At 70.8% G+C, this 21059-nt stretch carries 19 protein-coding genes; 9 read left to right on the top strand and 10 right to left on the bottom strand.

Annotated features, from left to right (window positions below):
* Positions 1 to 18 precede the first annotated feature (18 nt).
* Both CP981_RS32145 and CP981_RS32150 read right to left on the bottom strand, forming a co-directional pair.
* Entirely contained in the window at positions 19 to 525 is a 507-nt protein-coding gene (locus tag CP981_RS32145; RefSeq protein ID WP_085922592.1) for a MarR family winged helix-turn-helix transcriptional regulator, read from the bottom strand.
* A gap of 87 nt (positions 526 to 612) precedes the next feature.
* On the bottom strand, positions 613 to 2418 hold the full coding sequence (locus tag CP981_RS32150) for an FUSC family protein (protein WP_085922591.1): 1806 nt from the start codon (positions 2416 to 2418) through the stop codon (positions 613 to 615).
* A gap of 158 nt (positions 2419 to 2576) precedes the next feature.
* On the opposite strand from CP981_RS32150, the gene CP981_RS32155 reads away from it, so the two are divergent.
* Positions 2577 to 3194: a TetR/AcrR family transcriptional regulator gene (locus tag CP981_RS32155; protein WP_085922590.1), complete on the top strand. Its 618-nt coding sequence runs from the start codon at positions 2577 to 2579 to the stop codon at positions 3192 to 3194.
* A 191-nt stretch (positions 3195 to 3385) separates the two neighbouring features.
* Here CP981_RS32155 and CP981_RS32165 read toward each other — a convergent pair whose 3' ends face one another.
* Both CP981_RS32165 and CP981_RS32170 read right to left on the bottom strand, forming a co-directional pair.
* The gene (locus CP981_RS32165; RefSeq protein WP_085922589.1) at positions 3386 to 3697 is read right to left on the bottom strand and encodes a hypothetical protein; all 312 of its coding nucleotides are present in this window, start codon (positions 3695 to 3697) and stop codon (positions 3386 to 3388) included.
* A gap of 170 nt (positions 3698 to 3867) precedes the next feature.
* Positions 3868 to 4443, bottom strand: a complete 576-nt coding sequence (locus CP981_RS32170; protein ID WP_158092608.1) for a TetR/AcrR family transcriptional regulator — start codon at positions 4441 to 4443, stop codon at positions 3868 to 3870.
* A 315-nt stretch (positions 4444 to 4758) separates the two neighbouring features.
* Here CP981_RS32170 and CP981_RS32175 point away from each other — a divergent pair, with 315 nt between their 5' ends.
* Positions 4759 to 5553, top strand: a complete 795-nt coding sequence (locus CP981_RS32175) for an SDR family oxidoreductase (protein WP_341873692.1) — start codon at positions 4759 to 4761, stop codon at positions 5551 to 5553.
* A gap of 194 nt (positions 5554 to 5747) precedes the next feature.
* Here the strand turns inward: CP981_RS32175 and CP981_RS32180 are convergent, their stop codons facing one another.
* The 3 genes from CP981_RS32180 to CP981_RS32190 form a co-directional block, all read right to left on the bottom strand.
* Positions 5748 to 6551 carry a DeoR/GlpR family DNA-binding transcription regulator gene (locus CP981_RS32180; RefSeq protein WP_085922587.1) on the bottom strand — a complete coding sequence of 268 codons (804 nt, stop codon included), beginning with the start codon at positions 6549 to 6551 and terminating at the stop codon, positions 5748 to 5750.
* Between the two features lie 231 nt (positions 6552 to 6782).
* A complete protein-coding gene (locus CP981_RS32185) occupies positions 6783 to 7664 on the bottom strand; it encodes a class II fructose-bisphosphate aldolase (protein WP_085922586.1) in 882 nt (293 codons plus the stop codon).
* Positions 7665 to 7724: 60 nt separating this feature from the next.
* Complete coding sequence (locus CP981_RS32190; RefSeq protein WP_085922585.1) at positions 7725 to 8630, bottom strand: SIS domain-containing protein; 906 nt, start codon at positions 8628 to 8630, stop codon at positions 7725 to 7727.
* A gap of 325 nt (positions 8631 to 8955) precedes the next feature.
* Here CP981_RS32190 and CP981_RS32195 point away from each other — a divergent pair, with 325 nt between their 5' ends.
* Positions 8956 to 10422, top strand: a complete 1467-nt coding sequence (locus CP981_RS32195; protein WP_085922584.1) for a sugar porter family MFS transporter — start codon at positions 8956 to 8958, stop codon at positions 10420 to 10422.
* A 98-nt stretch (positions 10423 to 10520) separates the two neighbouring features.
* On the opposite strand, the gene CP981_RS32200 is transcribed toward CP981_RS32195, so the two are convergent.
* Both CP981_RS32200 and CP981_RS32205 read right to left on the bottom strand, forming a co-directional pair.
* Positions 10521 to 10820: a YciI family protein gene (locus CP981_RS32200; RefSeq protein WP_085922583.1), complete on the bottom strand. Its 300-nt coding sequence runs from the start codon at positions 10818 to 10820 to the stop codon at positions 10521 to 10523.
* A gap of 98 nt (positions 10821 to 10918) precedes the next feature.
* The gene (locus CP981_RS32205) at positions 10919 to 12340 is read right to left on the bottom strand and encodes an amidase (protein WP_085922582.1); all 1422 of its coding nucleotides are present in this window, start codon (positions 12338 to 12340) and stop codon (positions 10919 to 10921) included.
* 318 nt (positions 12341 to 12658) lie between these two features.
* On the opposite strand from CP981_RS32205, the gene CP981_RS32210 reads away from it, so the two are divergent.
* A complete protein-coding gene (locus tag CP981_RS32210; protein ID WP_085922581.1) occupies positions 12659 to 13363 on the top strand; it encodes an endonuclease V in 705 nt (234 codons plus the stop codon).
* 27 nt (positions 13364 to 13390) lie between these two features.
* Here CP981_RS32210 and CP981_RS32215 read toward each other — a convergent pair whose 3' ends face one another.
* Positions 13391 to 14578, bottom strand: a complete 1188-nt coding sequence (locus tag CP981_RS32215; RefSeq protein ID WP_085922580.1) for a saccharopine dehydrogenase family protein — start codon at positions 14576 to 14578, stop codon at positions 13391 to 13393.
* 306 nt (positions 14579 to 14884) lie between these two features.
* On the opposite strand from CP981_RS32215, the gene CP981_RS32220 reads away from it, so the two are divergent.
* The 5 genes from CP981_RS32220 to CP981_RS32240 all read left to right on the top strand — a co-directional run bounded on the left by CP981_RS32220 (position 14885) and on the right by CP981_RS32240 (position 21048).
* Positions 14885 to 16345 (top strand): sialate:H+ symport family MFS transporter, encoded by a 1461-nt coding sequence (locus CP981_RS32220; protein ID WP_244330097.1) that lies wholly within the window; start codon positions 14885 to 14887, stop codon positions 16343 to 16345.
* Positions 16346 to 16540: 195 nt separating this feature from the next.
* The gene (locus tag CP981_RS32225) at positions 16541 to 16933 is read left to right on the top strand and encodes an MmcQ/YjbR family DNA-binding protein (RefSeq protein WP_085922765.1); all 393 of its coding nucleotides are present in this window, start codon (positions 16541 to 16543) and stop codon (positions 16931 to 16933) included.
* A gap of 177 nt (positions 16934 to 17110) precedes the next feature.
* Positions 17111 to 18298 carry a CaiB/BaiF CoA transferase family protein gene (locus tag CP981_RS32230; RefSeq protein ID WP_085922578.1) on the top strand — a complete coding sequence of 396 codons (1188 nt, stop codon included), beginning with the start codon at positions 17111 to 17113 and terminating at the stop codon, positions 18296 to 18298.
* 326 nt (positions 18299 to 18624) lie between these two features.
* On the top strand, positions 18625 to 19767 hold the full coding sequence (locus tag CP981_RS32235) for an acyl-CoA dehydrogenase family protein (protein ID WP_085922764.1): 1143 nt from the start codon (positions 18625 to 18627) through the stop codon (positions 19765 to 19767).
* A 66-nt stretch (positions 19768 to 19833) separates the two neighbouring features.
* Positions 19834 to 21048 (top strand): acetyl-CoA C-acetyltransferase, encoded by a 1215-nt coding sequence (locus tag CP981_RS32240; RefSeq protein ID WP_085922577.1) that lies wholly within the window; start codon positions 19834 to 19836, stop codon positions 21046 to 21048.
* Positions 21049 to 21059 lie beyond the last annotated feature (11 nt).

Below are 21059 nucleotides of genomic sequence, written 5' to 3' on the forward strand. Positions count from 1 at the left end.
GCCCACGGCCCGTAGGCCTCAGTCCAGCAGGCTGCCGAGCCGTCCCTCCAGGACCACCAGCAACTCGCCCAGCCCCGTGGAGAGTTCCTCCTGCCGCTCGGCGCCGATGCCGGCCAGCAGCGACGCCTCGTACCGTAGCTGTTCGGGCAGCAGCCGGTCGATGGTGTCGCGTCCTTCGTCGGAGAGCGAGAGATGGCTGACGCGGCGGTCCCGGCCGTCGGGGCGGCGGACGATCAGCCCCCGCTCCTCCAACTGCCGTACCCGTTTGGTGACCGCGGCACCGGAGGCGAAGGTCTCGCGGGCCACCCGCCCGGGGGTCAGCTCGCGGTCCATCCGGCGCAGGGTGCCGAGGATGTCGAACTCGGGCCTGGTGAGTCCGGCCCTCCGCAGCGGCGCGTCGGCCGCCTGCTGAAGCAGCGCGGAACAGCGGTTGAGCCGCCCGATCACCGCCATCGGGCCGGTGTCCAGCCCGGGGTGCACCTGCTGCCACTGGCGCAGCACCCCCGCGACGATGTCCTCGGTCACCCGCACTCTCCTCTCGGCCGTGCCGTACGCCCCCAGGGCGCGGCGCCCTCATTGTGCCTGCCGTACGGTGCCGATCGGGCGCACGGGTCAGGCGGCAAGTGCCGGCGCCGTGAGCCGCCGGACGAGACCGGCCAGCGCCCGGTGACCTCGCTGTTCGGCGTGGACGATCCGCTCCTCCGGAACGGCCCGCTGCCACCACTCACCGGCCGCGACCTCCACCGCCTCCCGGAGCTCGACCAGACAGCCCGCCAGCCGGTCGCGGGCCCAGCCGATTTCCCGGGCCTCGTCCACACCGGTCGCGGCTCCCTCCCGGAGCAGCGGGGACGCGACGGCCTCGGCGGCCGCGACCCGCTCCAGCGCCACCTCGATACGATCCGCGGCACGCCGATTGGTGACCAGGACACAGCAGGCCAGCCCCACCGCCGCCCCCACCACGGTGTCGAGCCAGCGGTCGGCGATCAGCGTCGTCGCCGGCACCTGACTGCCGAATTCGGTCAGCAGCAGCGCCATCGGGGTCACCCACACCGAACCGAGCCAGTAGTTACGGGTGATCGTGGCCTCCGCGCCGAGCTGACAGGCCAGCGCGAGCGCGATCATCGCGAGCGGTCCGAGGTGTATCAGCGGCAGCAGTGCGGTGTAGAGGAGCAGCCCGAGCAGATTGCCGAGGGTGCGCTGAAGCGCGCGCTGCCAGGAGAGCGTGGTGTTGGCCTGGTAGATGGAGGCTGCCGTGACCACGGCCCAATACGGATGCCCGACCCCGACGGCCATTGACGCCCAGCCCGCCAGTACACACCCCACGGCGACCCGCGCGCCGATGGGCAGCAGCGGTGCCCCGGGCGCCAACCGGGCGAGCACCGCCCGCACCCCGCGCGGATGACCGGGCCCGGGCCGCCGCGGCCCCCACGCCTCCGCGGCGACACCCGCCAACTCCTCGGCCTGTGCCGCGGACAACGCCACCTCGGGCAACGGCCGCCCGCCGCGCAGCTCACGCGCCCAGCCGCCGAGCCGCTCGGCCTCGGCCCCCGCGAATCCCGCTGCATACGGTGCGCCCGGGGCGGCCACGCCCCTGGCGAGCCCCGTGCTCCCCGACGCCGACTCGGCGCGCACCAGCAGCCGTTCGAGTCCGGCCCGCGCCGCGGCCGTGTCCGGGGTACGCGCCGGGACCAGGAACAGCGTGTGCCAGGCGGCGTTCACCGCGGCCGCGGCGGCATGACGGGCGTGCGCCACCCCGGCCGGTGCCGCGCCGCCGGTGCCCGCCTCCGTACGCAGCAGCCCCGCGGCGGCCTCCAGCGCGCGGGCGACCACGATCCGCTCGGGCCCCTGCGGCCGTATCAGCGCCGGAGCCATACAGACCAGCCAGGCGAGCACCCCGGTGCCGAACGCCAGCGCCAGGTGCAGAGGTAGTTGCCCGAGGTGCTGCGGCACGAAGAACGCCGAGGCGGTGATGAAGGTCAGGATGACGTTGCCCGGCGGGCCGATACGCGTCGCGTCACAGACCATCTTATGGGCCGCGGCGACCAGCGAGGCGCATACGACCAGCAGCGCGGTCGAGGCGATCAGCGATGCGGCGGTCAGCGCGACGCCGAGGCTGGCGACCATGCCGAGCACCACCCACGGCAGCGTGCGGGCACGCGCCGCATACGGCAGACCGTGCGCGTAGAGCGCGCACATCGCCCCCGCCGAGGTGTACAGGATCAGATCCAGCCGCCCCAGCGCGTACAGCGTGAGGTCGGGGATCGCCAGCGCCACCAGCGCACTGAGCGCCGGCTTGTGCCAGATGTCGACGGGCCGCCGCAGCCGCACCGCGCTCCGGACCGGCAGCGGCCGGGCACGCACCACGCTCCCCGGAGCATCGTGCGCACTCTTACCGGACGGCTTCCCATGCTTCCCCATGAGGCGAATGTTAGCAGGTGTTTTACTCGTGAAATATACGCCGCTTGGGCGTCCTACGAGCCGGAGGCGGGTACGGCAGGAGTCCCGGCGGCCGGCGGGAGAAAAGTGATCGACGAGCGGGCGACAAGTGGGGTGGTGCGGAGGGTGACAATGGCCGGGTGCCAGCCGCCAAGAAGAAGTCGACGACCGCGAGTGCCTCGCCCGAGCGTCGCCGCGAACTGCTCACCATCGCGGCGGACGTCTTCGCCGCACACGGCTACAACGCCACCACCGTCCGCCGCATCGCGGACGAAGCCGGCATGCTCGCGGGCAGCCTCTACTACCACTTCGACTCGAAGGAATCGATGCTGGACGAGATCCTGTCCAGCTTCCTGACCGAGCTGTGGGACGGCTACGACGCCGTCCTCGCCGCCGGTCTCGGTCCCAGGGAGACCATCGAAGCCCTGGTCACCGAGTCCTTTCGGGAGATCGACCGGCATCGCGCGGCCGTCGCCATTTACCAGAAGGAGTCCAAGCACCTCGCCGCCCAGCCCCGTTTCGGCTACCTCACCGACTCCCAGCAGAAGTTCAAAACGGCCTGGCTCGGCACCCTGGAGCGCGGCGTGGCCGACGGGGCGTTCCGCGCGGACCTCGACATCCGGCTCACCTACCGCTTCGTCCGCGACACCGTCTGGGTGGCGGCGAGCTGGTACCGGCCGGGCGGGCAGCACAGCCCCGAGGAGATCGCCCGCCAGTACCTCTCGATGGTGCTGGACGGCATCGCCGTACGCGCCTGACGCGTCCTTCCGCAACGGGCGAGGTCCCGTCGGCGCAGCGGCCCTGGCGGCGGGCCTGGCCCTGGCGGCGAGCATGACGCTGGTGGCGAGTGTGGTTCCGGCGGTCTGCGCGGTCCTGGCGGCGGGCGGGGGCCCGGCTACCGCCGCGCCTGGCCTTTGAGGCCGTACCCCGGCCCTTCGGTCGTGCCCGCTCAGCAGGGAGTGTTCTTCACGAACAGTGCCCGCGGCGTCCCGGTCGTGCCGTAGTGGATGTCCTTGGTCGTGCCCTTGAGGAGCCTGCCATGGGGGTCGCGGTGATGCGGGACGACGATGGTGAAGCACGAGGTCCGCCGCGTGCACAGATTCGACAGGCGGACGTAGCGCTGGTGGCCCTTGTTGAAGTACTTCCGCACCTTGACGCACTGCGGCGCCCGGCCCGTGGCGGACGCTTCCGATGCGGTGACCAGGGTCAGCGAGGCGCTGCACGCCACGGTTGCCAGTGCTATGGCGATGATCTTCCGCACGTGATCTCCCCCGTTGAAAGCCTTGGAATCCCCTCGCGAACCCCTACCGTGTTCGCACGTACATTCCCCATTGTCCATACCCCCCCAATGGAAATCAGCCCCGGGGGCCACACAGGGACACAAGCGCTACATAGCGGCAACCCTTTCGGAACAAGGCCGGGCCGGCCGGGCTACAACTCGTCGATACGCAGGTAGTCCACTGCGCGGCGGGTCAGCTCCGCGACGTCCTCCGGTTCGTCCTGCCAGGCCCAGTGCTCCATGGCGACGCTGATCGCGTCGAGCAAGGCGCAGGCCAGGAGCCGTACCTCCATGCTGTCCTCCGGTGCGCCCTTGCGCGCCGCGAGCACCGGCACCAACTGGTCCTGCATCTCGCGCCCCGCCGCGAGCCATCGCATCCGAATGGCCGGGACCGTGCCCATGACCCGCACCAGCCGACGGGCCTGTTCGCGGTCCGCGAGCTGCCGGGCCGCGGTCGACGAGGTGAACGACGCCTGCACGGCGCTGCTCAGGGGTTCATCGACGGGGCGCCTGGCCAGCTCCTCGACGAGCACACCGACGCTGGACGTCATGACGGGTGTCAGCGCGTCCTCCTTCGCCGCGCAGTAGCGGTAGAAGGTCCGCAGCGAGATGCCGGCCCCCGACGCGATGTCCTCGACCGTCGTCGCCTCATACCCCTGGTCCGAAAACAGCGCCGCCGCGGTCTCGGCGATCTCCAGCCGGTTCTCCTGCCGCCGCCGCTCGGTCAACGATGGTCTCCCTCGCGCTGCCGTCATCCACCCCTCCAGATCGTCCGGCCGTCATGTCTATCAGGGCCATTTTCTGTCATAGACCAGCTCCCTGGCACATCATGCCAAAAATTCGTTATGTTGGCACCGCCCGGACCGCCCGGACCGCCCGGACCGCCCGGACCGCCCGGACCGCAATGACGGTTCGACCGCTCGACCTGCCCATCGGGTCAGAACCCGAACCCGAACCCGAGCCAAAGCCAGAACCCGGGCCAAATCCCCAGTCCCAGCCCCAGTCATAGCCAGAACCCGAACGCGTCAGCGAAGGAGCCGACCATGTCCACGCCGGTGTCCATGCCCCGTACCTACCTCGTCACCGGAGCCGCGTCCGGTATAGGCAAGGCCACCGTGGCCCACCTCCGCGAACGGGGCCACACCGTGATCGGTGCCGACCTCAAGGACGCCGACATCTCCGCAGACCTCGCCACCCCCGACGGACGTGACCAACTGGTCAATCGTGCCTACGAGTTGACCGACGGCCGACTCGATGCCGTGATCGCCTGCGCCGGCCTCGCCCACTTCGTCCCACGCACCGTCCAGGTCAACTACTTCGGCGTCGTCGCCACCGTCGAAGGGCTGCGCCCGCTGCTCGCCGCCGGTACCGACCCGCGCGCCGTACTGCTCTCGTCCGTCGCCTCGATCCATCCGGCCGACCAGGCCATCGTCGATGCAGCGCTCGCAGGCGACGAAGGGGCAGCTGTGGCCGCCGCCCAGGCCGCCGTCGACCGGGGCGAGGGATATGCGATCTACGGCGCTTCCAAACAGGCGATCGCCCGCTGGCTCCGCCGTACGGCCATCTCCGACGACTGGGCCACCGCCGGCATCCCCCTGAACGCCGTCGCCCCCGGCACGACCGTGACCCCCATGACCGAGCCCATGCTCGCCGACGCCGAAACACGTAAGGCCATCGACGCCGGCATCCCCATGCCCCTGCACGGCCACGCCCGCCCCGAACAGGTCGCCCCACTGCTCGCCTGGCTGACCTCCCCCGAGAACACACACGTCACCGGCCAGGTCGTCTTCCTCGACGGCGGCGCCGACGCCGTTCTCCGGGGAGACAACACCTGGTGACACCAAACAGGAGCCCTGGCTACGCCCCCGGGCTACGCGGCGCACCCGGACAGCAGACTGGTTCTCTCACACGGCGGACCGGCCGGGAGGCCCTGTCACAAGGCGAAACCTGAAAGCCCCACACGCCAAATACTCCGAGGACTTCCCGGGCAACGCCGTGCCTGGCCTGCCCGCCCGGGGACCAGCCGGCAGTATCACTCGCCGACGGACGAGCGGGCCGTCACCACCTTCAGGCCCCGGTCTGCGAATTCGCGGCGGGTTGTCTCCTTCGCTCCGTTATCCGTGATGAACGTGTCAAAGACATCCGCGTCGCCGACCCGGGCGAAGCAGCGCTCGCCGATCTTCGACGAGTCCGCGACGACCACGGCACGCCGGGCACGCTCGGCCATGAGGCGGTTGACCCGGGCCTCCGCCTCGTCGTGCACTGTCGCCCCCATCATCGGGTCCATGCCATTGGCCCCGATGAAGGCGATGTCGATGGAGATCTGCTGAAGCACCAACTCGCTGAACGGACCCACCAGTTCGAATGACCGCGAGTGCGCGACCCCGCCGGTGAGCACGATCTTGATCTGCGGCCGCACGGCCAGCTCATTGGCGATGTTGAGGGAGTTGGTGACAATCGTCAGGTGCGGTTGCGGTCCGGCCTCCGAAAAGTCCGGACGGGTGGCGAGTACCCGGGCGATTGCCGTGGTCGTCGTGCCACCGCTCAGCCCGACCACGTCACCCCGCTCGACCAGCCTCGCCGCGGCTTTCGCCACCGCCTCCTTCTCGTCCGACCGGTGAGCGTGCTTGTAGCGGATCGGCAGGTCGTACGCCACCGAACTGAGCACCGCCCCGCCCCGGGTGCGGGTCAGCAGTTGCTGTTCGGCGAGGGCGTCCATGTCGCGCCGCATCGTGGCGGCCGAAACCTCCAGCGCGGTCGCCGCCTCCTCGACGTCCACCCGGCCTCGGTCTCCGAGCAGCTCAAGCAGTGCGTTCATCCGTTCATGGCGCTTCATGGCGCGAGCCTAATTCGTTTCGGCACACCACGGTGACGCGCGGTAGAGCTCCTGCCGAACACCGCAGAGGTCCCGCCGGACACCGCCGCACACCGCCGACGCCGGGGCGCGCGGGCCCGGGCGGGGTCCATGCAGGGATCGGTCGCGGGGGTTCTGCTGCCATGGTCTCGGCATGGTCTCGGCATGGTCTCGTCACGGGGCATGACCAGGGCGATCAGCGAGCCCATGGGCTCACCCCCGAGCAGATGCCTGGGTCGCGTACCGGCCCGGGACCGTCGCCGGAGTGCCCAGCACACCCAGCAGCCTCGCCGCTTCCTCGGCCACCGCCTCCCGGGCCGGCTTGACGTACTTGCGGGAGTCGACGAGCGAGGGATCGGCGCCCAGCGTCCGCCGTATCGAGTGGGTGAAGACGGAGACCAGATGCGTGGAGATATTGATCTTCGTCATTCCGGCGGCGATGGCACGGCGCAGCTCCTCATCCGGCACACCCGAAGAGCCGTGCAGGACCAGCGGCACCGGCAGGGCGGTGTGCAGGGCCGTGATGAGGTCCTTGTCCAGTACGGCCGTCCGTTCCTGCATCGCATGGGAGGAGCCGACGGCCACGGCGAGGGCATCCACGCTCGTCGCGCGGACGAAGGCCAGGGCCTCGTCCGGGTCCGTGCGCACCCCGGGTGCATGGACCCCGTCCTTGCCGCCGACCTCGCCGAGTTCGGCCTCGACGTAGGCGTCGCGTTCATGGCACCAGGCGGCGAGGTCGGCGGTGGTGGCGACGTTCTCCTCGTAGGGAAGGGCGGAGGCATCCACCATGACGGACCCCACTCCGGCGGTGATGCCCTGACGGACGAGGTCCGCATCGGTGATGTGGTCGAGGTGGACCGCGATCCGGGCCGTGGAGCCCTCGGCGAGGGCGAGCGTGGCGCGGGTGATGGGCAGCAGGCTGCCGTGGTAGCGGATGCAGTTCTCGCTGATCTGAAGGATCAGTGGGATACCGGTGCGCTCGGCGGCGGTGACGAGCGCCTCGGCGGTTTCCAAGTGGATGACGTTGAAGGCCGCGGCACCGACCCGCGCCTCACGCGCGGCGTCGACGATCGATGAGGTCGGAACGAGTGGCATGGGATGCCGGCTCCCTTCTCCCTTGCGGGCAGGGCTGGTTGAGAGGGGTGGGGTGGGCGGCTACGAGGCGGCCGGCGTCTCGAGCAGCACCGAGCGGGTCAGGCTGCGCGGGTTGTCCGGGTCCAGACCGCGGGCGCGGGCTCGCTCCAGCGCCACCCGCTGGACCAGCACCAGATCCGCCAGCGGATCGCGCGCATGGTGCACAAAGCGCGCACCCGTCCGCGCCACATCGGCCTCCAGCCCCTCCGGTGCCTGCCCGAACAGCCAGGTCACCCGGCCGGGTGCGGCTATCGCGATCGGACCGTGGCGGTACTCCATCGCGGGGTAGGACTCCGTCCAACTCTGCGCTGCCTCCCGCATCTTGAGCGCTGCCTCATTGGCCAGGCCGAACGTCCACCCCGAGCCGAGGAAGGAGAACTGCTCGGCGAACACCCACTCCTTGTCCACCCGCGCGGCAAGCGCCTCCTCCGCGTCGGCCACCGCACGGGAGGTGTCCTCGCCGAGATGCGCGCGCAGCAGGGTCAGCGCCGTCGTCGCGAACCGCGTCTGCACCACCGACTTCTCGTCGGCGAACGGCAGCGAGACCGTCTCGTCGGAGAGTGCCACCGCCGGCGTCTCGGGGTCACCGATGATCGTCACCGTCGGGATGCGCCCCTTGACGGCGTCGAGTACCCGCAGCACTTCGGTCGTGGTGCCGGAGCGGGTGATCGCCACCACCGCGTCATAGCCGCGGTCGCTGCCGAGGAAGGCCTCGGAGGCGGCGAACGGATCCGTCACCCCCTGTCCGGCCGCCTCGCGGAGCGCCGCATACGACTGGGCCATGAACCATGAGGTGCCGCAGCCGACCACGGCCACCCGCTGACCGGGCTTCGGCAAGGGCCCCGCCGCTGCTCCGATCCGTGCGGCCTGCCGCCAGGTCTCCGGCTGGCTGCCCAGCTCCTGCTCCATGTACGAGGTCTCGCTCATGGCCCACCCTCCCGTGATGTGGCAATGGACTGAAGAAGTGTTGCGTGAAACTGCAATCTTTGGCTGTGTTGCAATCGACTGTACGCAGAAATCTGATCGCGATCCATCCCTCGTACGAGTGGATGCGCCAGAGGGGAGCGCGGGAGTGTGGGCCTGAATGGGCTGCTTGAGCAAGGCCCAGGCGGGGTTGGGGTGGGCGGGCGGATGGCAGAGAGGGGTACAGGAAAGTGTTGACAGCTGCGTGAAAAGCGCCGAATACTCGCATGATCAGTCATGCGCGATTCGGCATGCAGCAAGGCCCGCTCCGCCGCACAGAGGACTTCCCGTGTCCATTGCCACGCTCTCGGCGACGCCCCCGCCGCCGTCACCCAAGACCACGCACCGCACCGGCAGACTGTTCGCGCTCACCGGTGCGGTCGTCGGCGTCATCTATGGCTACGACACCGGCAGCATCTCCGGCGCCCTGGTGTTCCTGAGCAAGGACTTCCATCTGACCGAGACCGAAAAGGGCCTGGTCAACAGCATTTTGGTGTTCGGCTCCATCGTCGGCGCGCTGATCGGCGGCAAGCTCGCCGACGCCCTGGGGCGTAAGGCCGCGATGCTGATCGTGGCCGGCTCGTACGCCGTCTTCGTGGCCCTCTCCGCGGTCGCACCCAACGTCGTCGTGCTGGACATCGTCCGTTTCCTGCTCGGCGTCGCCATCGGCATCTCGATCGTCGCCGCCCCGCTCTATGTCGCCGAATCAACGCCGGCACGTATCCGCGGAGCATCCGTCGCCGCCTACCAAGTGGCCACGGTCGCGGGCATCGTGCTCACGTACTTCGTCAACTGGGGCCTGTCCGGGGGCGGCCACTGGCGCTGGATGCTCGGCCTCTCCGCGGTCCCCGCCGCGCTCGTCCTGATTCCGCTGCTCCGGCTGCCGGACACCCCGCGCTGGTACGTCCTCAAGGGGCGGACGGAACGCGCCGTCGAGGTCATGGCCATGACCGACCCCGAGGTCGATCCGCATGCGGAGGTCGCGGCCGTGGAGGCCGCGCTCGCCGAGGAGAGCGGTGGGTCGGCACGCTCCTTGCTGCGCAAGCCCTACGCCCGCGCCGCGGTCTTCGTCGTCGGCCTCGGGTTCTTCTGCCAGATCACCGGCATCAACGCCGTGACGTACTACAGCCCGCAGATCTTCGAGGAGATGGGGTTCACCGGCAACGGCCAGAACTTCCTGCTGCCGTCGTTCGTCCAACTCGCCTCGCTGGCCGCGACGGTGCTCGCCATCCTCATCATCGACCGGCTCGGCCGCCGGGTGGTGCTGCTCTCCGGCGTCGGCACGATGGCCGTCATGCTCGCCGTCCTGACGGTGGTCTTCGGCACGGGCGAGCTCCAGGGGGCGACGACCTGGGTGGGGTTCGCCGCCATCCTGCTGTTCACCGCGGCCTTCAACTTCGGCTTCGGCTCGCTGATCTGGGTCTATGCGAGCGAGGCATTCCCCGCCCAGCTGCGCTCCACCGGAGCCTCGGTGATGCTCACTGCGGACCTGGTCGCCAATCTCCTGATCGCCCAGTTCTTCCCGTCCCTGATGGCCTGGGCGGGCGCGGCCCGGACCTTCGCGGGCCTCGGCGTCCTCGCCCTTGCCGCCCTGGTCTTCGTCTCCGTCACCGCACCCGAGACCAAGGGGCGCCAGTTGGAGGAGATCCAGGGATACTGGCGCAATGGGGGGCGTTGGCCCGAGCCGGCTGCGCCTACTACCGCAAGCCCCCGCTCGCTCGGTGATTCGGCGGTTCCCCCGACCACGACGTCGTAGCTATCGGGGCTGTCGGGAGCGGTATACCGCGAACGGGGCGTGCGCACGATGCTCGGACTGCCGGATGGCCGGCGGTCCGAGCCTCCGGGCGACGCGCCTCAGGAGGGCAGCTGCTCCCGGTACTCCTCCATCGCCGGCGCGGTCGTCGTCGCCACGAACTCCGTGATCCGGTACTCGCACACCCCGGCGAGAGTGAACGGGTCCTCGGAAACGATCCGCTCGACGGTCGCCCGGTCCATCCCGGCGGCGAGAATCACGCCTCCGTCCCGTGGGACCTTGCGGCCGGCGGCGAGGAAATGCCCGGCGGCGTACTCCTTCCGAAGCCACTCCACATGCTGATCGAGGGCTGCGTCGACGCGTTCGAGGGGCGCGGTATAGGTCAGTTCCAGTACGAACATGACTGCAATATAGAGGAGGTGTCGGGCGGCGCTCTGCCATCTCTCCGCGCAGGGAAGGTGCAGGCCAGGGCGGGTAGGGGGAAGGCCTCGGCAGCGGTTCAGGCCGTCGGCAGGTCGGGGCGGCGGCGCCCGTGCCGTGTCGCGCTCTCGTAGGCATGACCGGCCTGGAGGACGGCGAGATCGGCGCGCGGCGGACCGATGAACTGGAGCCCCACGGGCAGGCCGCCCGGGGTGAAGCCCGCGGGGACCGAGAGGGCGGGTACGCCCAGGACCGAGATGAGGTAGGCGGAACGCATCCAGTCCAGATAGCTGTCCGTTGGACGGCCCGCTACCTCGCCTGGATACTCCAACTCAGCGTCAAATGGGGCGACTTGACTGACCGGAGTGAGGAGCAGGTCATACCCGGAGAAGAATTCCAGCGTGCCGAGGTAGAGGCGGCTGTGGGTCGTGGTGGCCGTGTGGAGGTCGGCCACGGTCAGCCGGCGGCCCTGTTCGATGTTCCAGACGATGCTGGGTTTGAGGGCCTGCGGGTCGGAGTCGAGCAGGCCACCGAGCGCGAGGTCGAAGCTGTGCGCCCGCAGCGTACGGAAGGTCTCGTCGGCGCCGGCGAGGTCCGGGCAGGCGGTGTCGACACGGCAGCCCAGCTCTTCCAGGACCCTCAACTGGGGCTCCAGAACGGCGAGCACCTCTGGGTCGGCCGGCGCGTATCCGCCCAGGTCGGGTGCCCAGGCGATCCGCAGCCCGCGCAGGTCGCGGTCGAGCGGCACACGGAAGGCTGCCCCCGGGGTCTCCAGACTGAGGGGGCAGCGCGGATCAGGGCCGGCCATCGCTGACAGCAACAGCGCGGCGTCGGAGACGTTCCGCCCCATGGGGCCCGGGACCGACAGGGTGTCCCAGAGGTCGCTGCCGGGAGGCGAAGGGACGCGGCCCGGCGTCGGCCGCAGCCCGACCACATTGCAGAAGGAAGCGGGGTTGCGGAGTGAGCCGCCCATGTCACTGCCGTCGGCGAGCGGCTGTAGCCCGGCCGCCAGCGCCGCGGCGGCGCCCCCACTGCTGCCGCCCGCCGAGCGTGTGAGGTCGTACGGATTGCGGGTGGTGCCGAAGACGGTGTTGAAGGTGTGCGAACCGGCGGCGAATTCGGGGACGTTGGTCTTGCCGAGGCGGATGGCGCCCGCCTGCTGGAGCCGGTCGACCAGCAGATCGTCGACATCCGGGACGTGATCGGCGAAGAGCGGCGAGCCGTGTGTGGTGCGCATACCGCGGGTGAGACGGGTGTCCTTGAAGGCGATCGGCAGCCCGTGCAGGGGCGGGACGGCGGCGCCCCGGACGAGGCGCTCATCGGCTCGTGCGGCCGCGGTGAGGGCGCCCTCCGGGTCGAGGGTGACGATCGCGTTGACGGCCGGATTGATCTGCTCGATGCGGTCCAGATGGGCCTGGACGACCTCTCGGGCGGAGACCTCGTGGCGGCGCAGCCGGGCGGCGAGGTCGGTGGCGTCGAGCTCGTGAAGCGCATCGGACATCAAGGACCTCCGGAGGTGAAGGGGCGGCAGGCGTCGGGGGAGCGGGCAGGAGGACTCTTCCCGGCGGGCGACACCGTGGCGCTGTGGACCGGCCGTCCCGTGCCCGGCGCCGGCCCGCTGCCGGGCCGCCGAGCCTCCACGTGAACACCGGGCGGGTGCATGCTCATCACGGTACCGAGCACCACTGACAGTGAGCTCGGAATTCCATGCCTGAACTCCGCGGTCTGAGCCCTGAAAGCCTGAGCCCTGAGCCCTGAACCTTGAGCCGATCCGCCCGCTCTTGGGCTCGATCACCGGTTCGGTAGCGTTGCGGTCATCATGGACACTCCCGGAATGATCTCCTGCGACGACGAACTGCGGCGCTGGCCGACCGACGAAGCCCAGGCGCGTGCGGTCCAGGACCGGTTGCGGCCCCATGTACGCCTCGACGAAGCGGGTCCGGAACCGGGGTTCGAGGGCACTGTGGTGGGGGTGGATGTCGCCTACGACGATGAACGAGACGTTGTCGCGGCGGCCGCCGTCGCCCTGGATGCCCGCACCCGCGCCGTCGTCGACCGGGCCACCGCCGTCGGGCAGGTCTCCTTCCCGTACGTCCCCGGCCTGCTGGCCTTCCGTGAGATCCCCACCGTGCTCGATGCTCTCGGCCGCCTCGCCCGCACTCCCGACCTGGTGGTCTGCGACGGCTACGGGCTGGCGCACCCGCGCCGCTTCGGGCTCGCCAGCCACCTGGGCGTACTGACCGGACTGCCCACCATCGGCGTCGCCAAGAACCCCTTCACCTTCCGGTACGCCCCTCCTGGCCCGGAGCGCGGCGCCACCTCGCCGCTGCTGGACGGGACCGAGGAGGTAGGACGTGCGCTGCGTACCCAAACGGGCGTCAAGCCGGTCTTTGTCTCCGTGGGGCACCGCACCGGCCTCGACCGGGCCTGTGCGCACACCCTCCACCTGGCGGCCGAATACCGCCTTCCGGAGACGACCCGGGCCGCCGACGCACTGTGCCGGAGGGCGCTCGCCGACGCGTAACGGCGGGCCCGGGGGGCACGGCCCGGGCTACTCCTGGACGACGCCGAATGTGATGCCCGCTTCCTGGAGTCGCGCCGTCAACGCGTCCCCCATGGCGACCGCCGTCGTCACTTGACCCGCGGTCTCCGGCAGGTCGTCGAAGGCCAGGCTGAGCGCCGACTGGGCGAGCATCTTCGCTGTCTCCTCGTAGCCGGGGTCGCCGCCCGAAACCTCGGTGATCAGACGGGTGCCTCCGGCGGCGGCGACGAAGCGCACCTTGAACCAGCTGCGCGCCCGCCGCTCGGGGCTCGGGCCGTCGCCCGGCTCCAGACGCCCCGACAGCCAGCGCCGCGCCGGCGGCACCTGGGCGAGCGCGCACAGTGCTCCCGCCCCCAGGGCCCCGCCGACGGCGATCGGCAGCCGCCGCACCCCGGCGTAGTGGCGATAGCGGAAGTCCGGCCCGTAGCGGTCCAGCGCGGCGGCCGAGCGGGCGACGATCTGCGGATCGAGGGTCGGCAACGGCACACCCCAGGTGCGCGTTTCGCTGCTCCGTACCGGCGGGCCGAAGGGCGCGCGGACCGTACGGCCGGCCGGCTTCGCTTCGGCCCGCTGACGTTCGCGGGCGGCCCGCGCCATGGCAACCGGACGGGAGGCGGCGGTCAGCGCCGAGTTCAGCGTGCCGCCGGAGAACGTCGCGTTGGTCCGTACGAAGCCGTCGATCCGTACGGGGACACCTTCGGGGAGGAGCCCCACGGTGTAGTGGACCCCCAGGTCGTACGGGACGGAGTCGAACCCGCCGGCGTGCACGAGGCGCGCGCCGGACGCGCGGGCCGCCGCATCGTGCCGCACGTACATCCGGTCGATGAACTCCGACTCACCGCACAGATCGACATAGTCGGTGCCCGCCGCGGCACAGGCCGCCACCAGCGGCTCGCCATGGATCAGATACGGACCGACGGTCGTCACCAGCACCCGGGTGCCGGCGGCGAGGTCGCGCAGTGAGCCGGGGTCGCTGCTGTCGGCCCGCAGCAGTGGCAGGTCGGCGCAGGCCGGGTCGGACTTCGCCAACCGGTCGCGCAGCTGCTCCAGTTTGGCGGTGCTGCGCCCGGCCAGTGCCCAGCGGCAGCCCTTGGGGACGTGGGCGGCCAGGTAGGCGGCAGTGAGGGCGCCGGTGAAACCGGTCGCGCCGTAGAGGACGAGGTCATAGGCCCGTCCGGAGGTGTCCTGCCGTGGCATCGCGCATCCTCTCGACCGCCCACCGGCCCTGGAGCCCGGACCCCGGCAGTCGGCGTCGCCCCGTCAAGGTCCGCTCCTGGCGGCCTTCTTGACCGCCCTGTGGGTCGTACGGAGTCTGGCATGACGCCTTGACAGGGCGCAGAAGCGGGGCCAGATTCACGGATGACACCGATGACATAGGACGTCCAATGTCCGATTCCGTCGATTGTTGGAGGAGGCCCGGTTGCTGTGGCGACGCTCCCCACGGACACCCCTGGCCGGGGGCGGCGATGGTGGCAGGAGGTCACCCCGCCCCAGTGGAAGGCGATGTTCGCCGCCTGGATCGGCTACCTTCTCGACGGTTTCGACTTCGTCCTGATCACGCTGGTGCTGACCGAAATCGCGGCGGACTTCCGGCTGAGCACCGCCACCGCCGCCTCGCTGATCTCCGGCGCCTTCATCACCCGGTGGCTGGGCGGCGCCGTCCTGGGCGCGATGGGCGACCGCTACGGCCGCAAGGCCGCCATGATCAGCAGCATCCTGCTCTACTCGCTCGGCACCTTCGCCTGCGGATTCGCCTGGGACTACACCAGCCTGTTCGTCGCCCGGCTGGTGATCGGCCTCGGTATGGCGGGGGAGTACAGCGCAAGCGTGACGTATGTGCTGGAGAGCTGGCCCACCCGATGGCGCAACCGGGCTTCCGGATTTCTGATCTCCGGTTACGCGGGCGGTACTGTCCTCGCCGCCGAGCTCTACAAGTGGGTGGTGCCCCACTGGGGCTGGCGCTGGATGTTCTGGATCGGAGTCCTGCCCGTCCTGGTGGCCCTCTGGGTGCGCAGGGCGCTTCCGGAGGCGGGGGACTGGCAGAAGGAGATCGGCGCCGCCGCCACCCGTTCGGCGGAGGGGCGCCCGAACCCCTTCCGGCCGTTGTTCACGGGACGGCTCCGCTCCGGGGGCAACGCGGTCCTGGCGGTGGCCGCCTCGATGGCGCTGTTCTGCGTTTTCACGCCTCTCGGCACGGGATATGTCCCATGGCTGTCCGCCGCCGCGGCGCTGTGTCTGACCGCCTTCGCCGTCCAGCTGGGCGGCCGCCGCGGATGGCTGTTGTACGTGTCCCTGATGGCGACGGTGTTCTGCGCGTTCCTCTACAGCTGGCCGATCCAGGCCCTGTTGCCCACCTACCTCAAGACCGGGCTCGGATACGCTCCCGGGCAGGTCACGGACGTGATGTTCTACGCGGGCTTCGGCACCATGGCGGGCTGCTGGCTGGCGGGTTTCGTGGGCGACCGGCTCGGTACCCGGCGGGCCTACACGTACACGCTGCTCGCCTCGCTCGTCTTCGTCTTCCCGGTCTTCGCGGTACGGGACAGCCTGCCGGCGCTCGGCGTGCTGGTCTTCGTACTGCTCGCGCTCAGCCAGGGCATCTCCGGCATTCTGCCGAAGTACCTCGCCGGCCACTTCCCGACCGCCACCCGGGCCGCCTCGGTGGGCTTCGTCTACAACGTCGGGGCGCTGGGCGGGGCGGCGGCACCCGTCCTCGGCGCCCGTCTGGCCGAAGGCATGCCCCTGGGGCGGGCCCTCGCCGTGCTCACCTTCGGGCTGACGCTCGTCGTCATCCTCCTGGTGGGCGGCAACGTCCCCCAGCGGCTGGGACGACTGGTGGGCCGTCAGGCGCCCGAGGATCACCTGGTGTCGGCGTCCGGGGGAGCGGGGGCCCTGCCCGCGTCCTCCACCCCCGCCTCCGGGGAGGTCTCGCCCGACTCGGCACGGCGGTGCCCGGGTGGCTGAAGAGGTCGGGGCCGTGCCGCTGGGCAGCGGGTTGCCCGGCGGACACGGCGTCAGATGTCCCTCGCCCGGCCCGCCGACGGGTGCTCCGCGGGCCGTTGTCAGTGGTCGCCGTTAGCGTGGAATGCGTGGGTCGGCCCGCGCGGGACGCGCGTGCGGCTCAGCGGCATCGCAGGCGGTGCCGTGGGGGGCACGGACATGGAGGAGCGCATGGCGAAGGCGGCCGGGCCGGCGGTGGTGCGGGAGCGGGTGCGTGCGTTCGCGCTCGGGCTTCCCGGGGCGGTGGAGGAGTTTCCCTGGGGCGAGAGCGTCATCAAGGTCAACAAGAAGGTCTTCATCTTCCTCGGCGTCGGCGACGGCAGCCATCCGCTCGGGGTCACGCTGAAGCTCACGGACCCGGAGGCCCATGCCCATGCGCTGACTTCGCCCGGCGCCAAGCCTGCGGGCTACGGCCTGGGCAGGTCCGGATGGGTGCAGGTCCCCCTGGAGGAGCCGGACGCTCCGCCCGCCGAATTGCTCTGCGACTGGGCGGAGGAGTCCTATCGCGTCATAGCCCCCAAGAAGCTCATCGCCGAGCTCGACGGGGTGTAGCGGCGCAGCGGCGGCAGGCGCGCAACGGCCCGTGACGGCGATGGCGATGGAGCCTCGTCGGCGCGGGCCTTTCCGTGGTCGCCACTTGGCAAGGGGGTCTTGTGGAAAGTGGAACACGTTCTTAACATCACGAGTGTTACATCAGAAGTGTCACAGTGCGGAAAGGCATGGGGCGCGATGGCAGAGCCAGGCAACGGCCCACTGAGCGGGGTGCGGGTGGTCGAACTCGCGGGCATCGGTCCCGGCCCCTTCGCGGCCATGCTCCTGGCCGACCTCGGCGCCGATGTCGTCCGGGTCGACCGGCCCGGAGGCGCGGGCCTGGGCATCGATCCGGCCTATGACGTCACCAACCGCAACAAGCGCTCCGTACTGGTGGATCTGAAGAGTCCCGCCGGGGTGACGCAGGTGCTCGAGCTGGTCGAGCGCGCCGATGTGCTGGTGGAGGGGTACCGCCCCGGTGTGGCCGAGCGGCTGGGCGTGGGCCCCGAGGAGTGCCTCGCACGCAACCCCCGGCTGGTCTACGGGCGGATGACCGGCTGGGGGCAGCAGGGCCCGCTCGCCGACACCGCCGGACACGACATCGGCTATATCGCCATCACGGGCGCGCTCGGCATGATCGGCCCGCCCGAGGGCCCGCCCGCCATCCCCGCCAACCTCCTCGGTGACTACGCCGGCGGCTCCCTCTACCTCGTCATCGGCGTCCTCGCCGCCCTCCAGCACGCCCGCGCCGACGGCGGAAAGGGCCAGGTCGTGGATGCCGCCATCGTCGACGGCACAGCACATCTGACGGCGATGATCCACGGCATGCTGGCGGCGGGTGGCTGGCAGGACCGGCGGGGCGCCAACCTGCTCGATGGCGGAACGCCGTTCTACGGGACCTACGAGACCGCCGACGGCGGCTATATGGCGGTCGGCGCGCTGGAGAAGCGGTTCTACGGCGAATTCATCCGCCTGCTGGGCATCGAGGAGGAGGCCCCCGGCCGCGACGACCTCGCCGCATGGGGCGCGCTGCGCAGCGCCATCGCCGCCCGCTTCAAGACCCGTACCCGCGAGGAGTGGACGGCCGTCTTTGCGGAGTCCGACGCCTGTGTGGCGCCCGTGCTCTCCCTGCGCGAGGCCCCGCGGCATCCGCATCTCGCCGCCCGCGGCACCTTCGTCGAGCACGGCGGGATGACGCAGCCCGCGCCCGCGCCGCGCTTCTCGCGCACCCCCGGCGCGGTCCGCAGACCACCCGCGCGGCCCGGTGCGGACACCGAGGAGATCGCCCGCGACTGGCAGGTTCCCGGCCTCCTCGCCCCGTCGCCGGCCGCCCCCGCCCCGTCCGCCGGCCCGAGCCGTACCGCCCAGAAGGACACCGCCGGCTGATGGCACCCGCCCGCACGCTCCGGTACGCGGCCGGCCCGCGCCGGGTCGCCGACGAGGCCGCCGCCAGGGCGGCGGCCGGTTTCGACCCCGTCCGGGCTCGTGGTGGCCAACCCGGACGCGTTCCGCGAGCGGAAGTCGCCCCGCGCGGCCTGGGGCGGGGCCGAGGCCGATTGCGGAGCCGAAGGCGCGGCCGCGACCGGATCAGGGGATTCCGGACCGCGGACGGGACCAGGCTCCGTGCCCGCCCCGTGGAGCCGCAGGACGCAGAGTTCACCGAGACCGTCAAGCACTGGCTCATGGGAGGGCCCGCAGAGATGACCGCGCAGATGAAGCGCCAGATCTTCACCGAGGACCACGAGGCCTTCCGCGAGATGGTGCGGACCTTCCTCGCCAAGGAAGTGACGCCCTATTACGAGCAGTGGGAGAAGGACGGCATCGTCAGCCGGGACGCCTGGCGGGCGGCCGGCAAACAGGGGCTGCTCGGGCCGGCGGTGCCGGAGGAGTACGGCGGGGGCGGGCAGCAGGACTTCCGCTACAGCGCGGTGCTGGCCGAGGAGTTCACCCGGGCCGGTGCCGCCGGGCTCGCCGTGGGCCTGCACAACGACATCATCGGCCCATATCTGACGAGCCTTGGCACCGAGGAGCAGAAGCGCCGCTGGCTGCCCGGCTTCTGTAGCGGCGAGATCATCACCGCCATCGCCATGACCGAGCCCGGCGCGGGCTCCGACCTCCAGGGCATCCGCACCCACGCCGAGGACGCGGGCGACCACTGGGTCCTCAATGGTTCCAAGACCTTCATCTCCAACGGCATCCTTGCCGACCTGGTCATCGTCGTGGCCCGGACGACGCCGGAGGGCGGGGCGCACGGTCTGAGCCTGCTGGTCGTCGAGCGCGGGATGGCGGGCTTCGAGCGGGGCCGCAACCTCGACAAGATCGGCCAGAAGTCCCAGGACACCGCCGAGCTGTTCTTCCACGACGTACGCGTCCCCAAGGAGAATCTGCTCGGCGAGCTCAACGGCGCCTTCGTCCATCTCATGACCCACCTCGCCCAGGAGCGGATGGGTATCGCGGTCGCCGGGATCGCCGGTGCCGAACACCTGCTGGAGATCACCAGCAGCTACGTCAAGGAGCGTGAGGCGTTCGGGCGGCCGCTGGCCAAGCTCCAGCACATCCGCTTCGAGATAGCCGAGATGGCCACCGAATGCGCCGTCACCCGCGCCTTCCTCGACCGCTGCATCGCCGACCACTCCGCCGGTGCACTGGACGCGGTGCACGCCTCGATGGCCAAGTGGTGGGCCACCGAGCTGCACAAGCGGGTCGCCGACCGCTGTCTGCAACTCCATGGCGGCTACGGCTATATGGCGGAATACCGCGTGGCCAGGGCCTTTACCGATGGCCGTATCCAGACGATCTACGGAGGGACCACCGAGATCATGAAGGAGATCATCGGACGCTCCCTGCTCGACTGACCCCGGACCGCCCCCGGTCCTCACCCGCTGCTCCCGCCTCCACCCTCATGCGAAAGGCCTGTTGACTTGAATACCGAAGCGTACGTATACGACGCGATCCGCACCCCGCGCGGCCGCGGCAAGGCCAATGGCGCACTGCACGGCACCAAGCCGATCGACCTGGTCGTCGGCCTGATCCACGAGGTGCGCCGCCGATTCCCCGGCCTCGACCCGGCGGCCGTCGACGACATCGTGCTCGGCGTCGTCGGACCGGTCGGCGACCAGGGCTCCGACATCGCCCGGATCGCGGCGATCGCCGCCGGGCTGCCCGACACCGTCGCCGGCGTACAGGAGAACCGCTTCTGTGCCTCGGGCCTGGAGGCCGTCAACATGGCCGCCGCCAAGGTGCGTTCGGGCTGGGAGGACCTGGTCCTGGCGGGCGGCGTCGAATCCATGTCGCGGGTTCCGATGGCCTCGGACGGCGGCGCCTGGTTCGCCGACCCGATGACCAACTTCGACACCGGCTTCGTCCCGCAGGGCATCGGCGCCGACCTGATCGCCACCATCGAGGGTTACACCCGGCGGGATGTCGACGAATTCGCCGCGCTCTCCCAGGAGCGCGCCGCCGAGGCATGGAAGGACGGCCGTTTCGACCGCTCCGTCGTGCCGGTGCGTGACCGCAACGGCCTCGTCGTCCTGGACCACGACGAGCACATGCGCCCCGGCACCACCGCCGACTCCCTGGGCGGCCTGAAGCCGTCCTTCGCCACCATCGGCGACGCGGGCGGCTTCGACGCGGTCGCCCTCCAGAAGTACCACTGGGTCGAGAAGATCGATCACGTCCACCACGCCGGTAACTCCTCCGGCATCGTGGACGGCGCGGCGCTCGTCGCCATCGGCTCCAAGGAGGTCGGCGAGCGCTACGGGCTGACCCCGCGGGCCCGCATCCTCTCCGCCGCGGTCTCCGGCTCCGAGCCCACGATCATGCTCACCGGCCCCGCGCCCGCCAGCCGCAAGGCCCTGGCCAAGGCCGGGCTGACCATCGACGACATCGACCTCGTCGAGATCAACGAAGCCTTCGCGGCCGTCGTGCTGCGCTTCGTCAAGGACATGGGCCTGAGCCTGGACAAGGTCAATGTCAACGGCGGCGCCATCGCGCTGGGCCACCCCCTCGGCGCCACCGGCGCGATGATCCTCGGCACCCTGATCGACGAGCTGGAGCGGCAGGACAAGCGCTACGGCCTGGCCACCCTCTGCGTCGGCGGCGGTATGGGCATCGCCACCGTCATCGAGCGCCTCTGACCGCCCGTCCC

The organism is Streptomyces platensis (assembly GCF_008704855.1).
Lineage (GTDB): Bacteria > Actinomycetota > Actinomycetes > Streptomycetales > Streptomycetaceae > Streptomyces > Streptomyces platensis.

Bases quoted from the DNA above. Each gene is read 5' to 3' on its own strand.
- CP981_RS32150 (WP_085922591.1), bottom strand. From the start codon at position 2,418: ATGGGGAAGCATGGGAAGCCGTCCGGTAAGAGTGCGCACGATGCTCCG.
- CP981_RS32175 (WP_341873692.1), top strand. From the start codon at position 4,759: ATGTCCACGCCGGTGTCCATGCCCCGTACCTACCTCGTCACCGGAGCC.
- CP981_RS32180 (WP_085922587.1), bottom strand. From the start codon at position 6,551: ATGAAGCGCCATGAACGGATGAACGCACTGCTTGAGCTGCTCGGAGAC.
- CP981_RS32185 (WP_085922586.1), bottom strand. From the start codon at position 7,664: ATGCCACTCGTTCCGACCTCATCGATCGTCGACGCCGCGCGTGAGGCG.
- CP981_RS32190 (WP_085922585.1), bottom strand. From the start codon at position 8,630: ATGAGCGAGACCTCGTACATGGAGCAGGAGCTGGGCAGCCAGCCGGAG.
- CP981_RS32200 (WP_085922583.1), bottom strand. From the start codon at position 10,820: ATGTTCGTACTGGAACTGACCTATACCGCGCCCCTCGAACGCGTCGAC.
- CP981_RS32205 (WP_085922582.1), bottom strand. From the start codon at position 12,340: ATGTCCGATGCGCTTCACGAGCTCGACGCCACCGACCTCGCCGCCCGG.
- CP981_RS32210 (WP_085922581.1), top strand. From the start codon at position 12,659: ATGGACACTCCCGGAATGATCTCCTGCGACGACGAACTGCGGCGCTGG.
- CP981_RS32215 (WP_085922580.1), bottom strand. From the start codon at position 14,578: ATGCCACGGCAGGACACCTCCGGACGGGCCTATGACCTCGTCCTCTAC.
- CP981_RS32220 (WP_244330097.1), top strand. From the start codon at position 14,885: ATGTTCGCCGCCTGGATCGGCTACCTTCTCGACGGTTTCGACTTCGTC.
- CP981_RS32225 (WP_085922765.1), top strand. From the start codon at position 16,541: ATGGAGGAGCGCATGGCGAAGGCGGCCGGGCCGGCGGTGGTGCGGGAG.
- CP981_RS32230 (WP_085922578.1), top strand. From the start codon at position 17,111: ATGGCAGAGCCAGGCAACGGCCCACTGAGCGGGGTGCGGGTGGTCGAA.
- CP981_RS32235 (WP_085922764.1), top strand. From the start codon at position 18,625: ATGAAGCGCCAGATCTTCACCGAGGACCACGAGGCCTTCCGCGAGATG.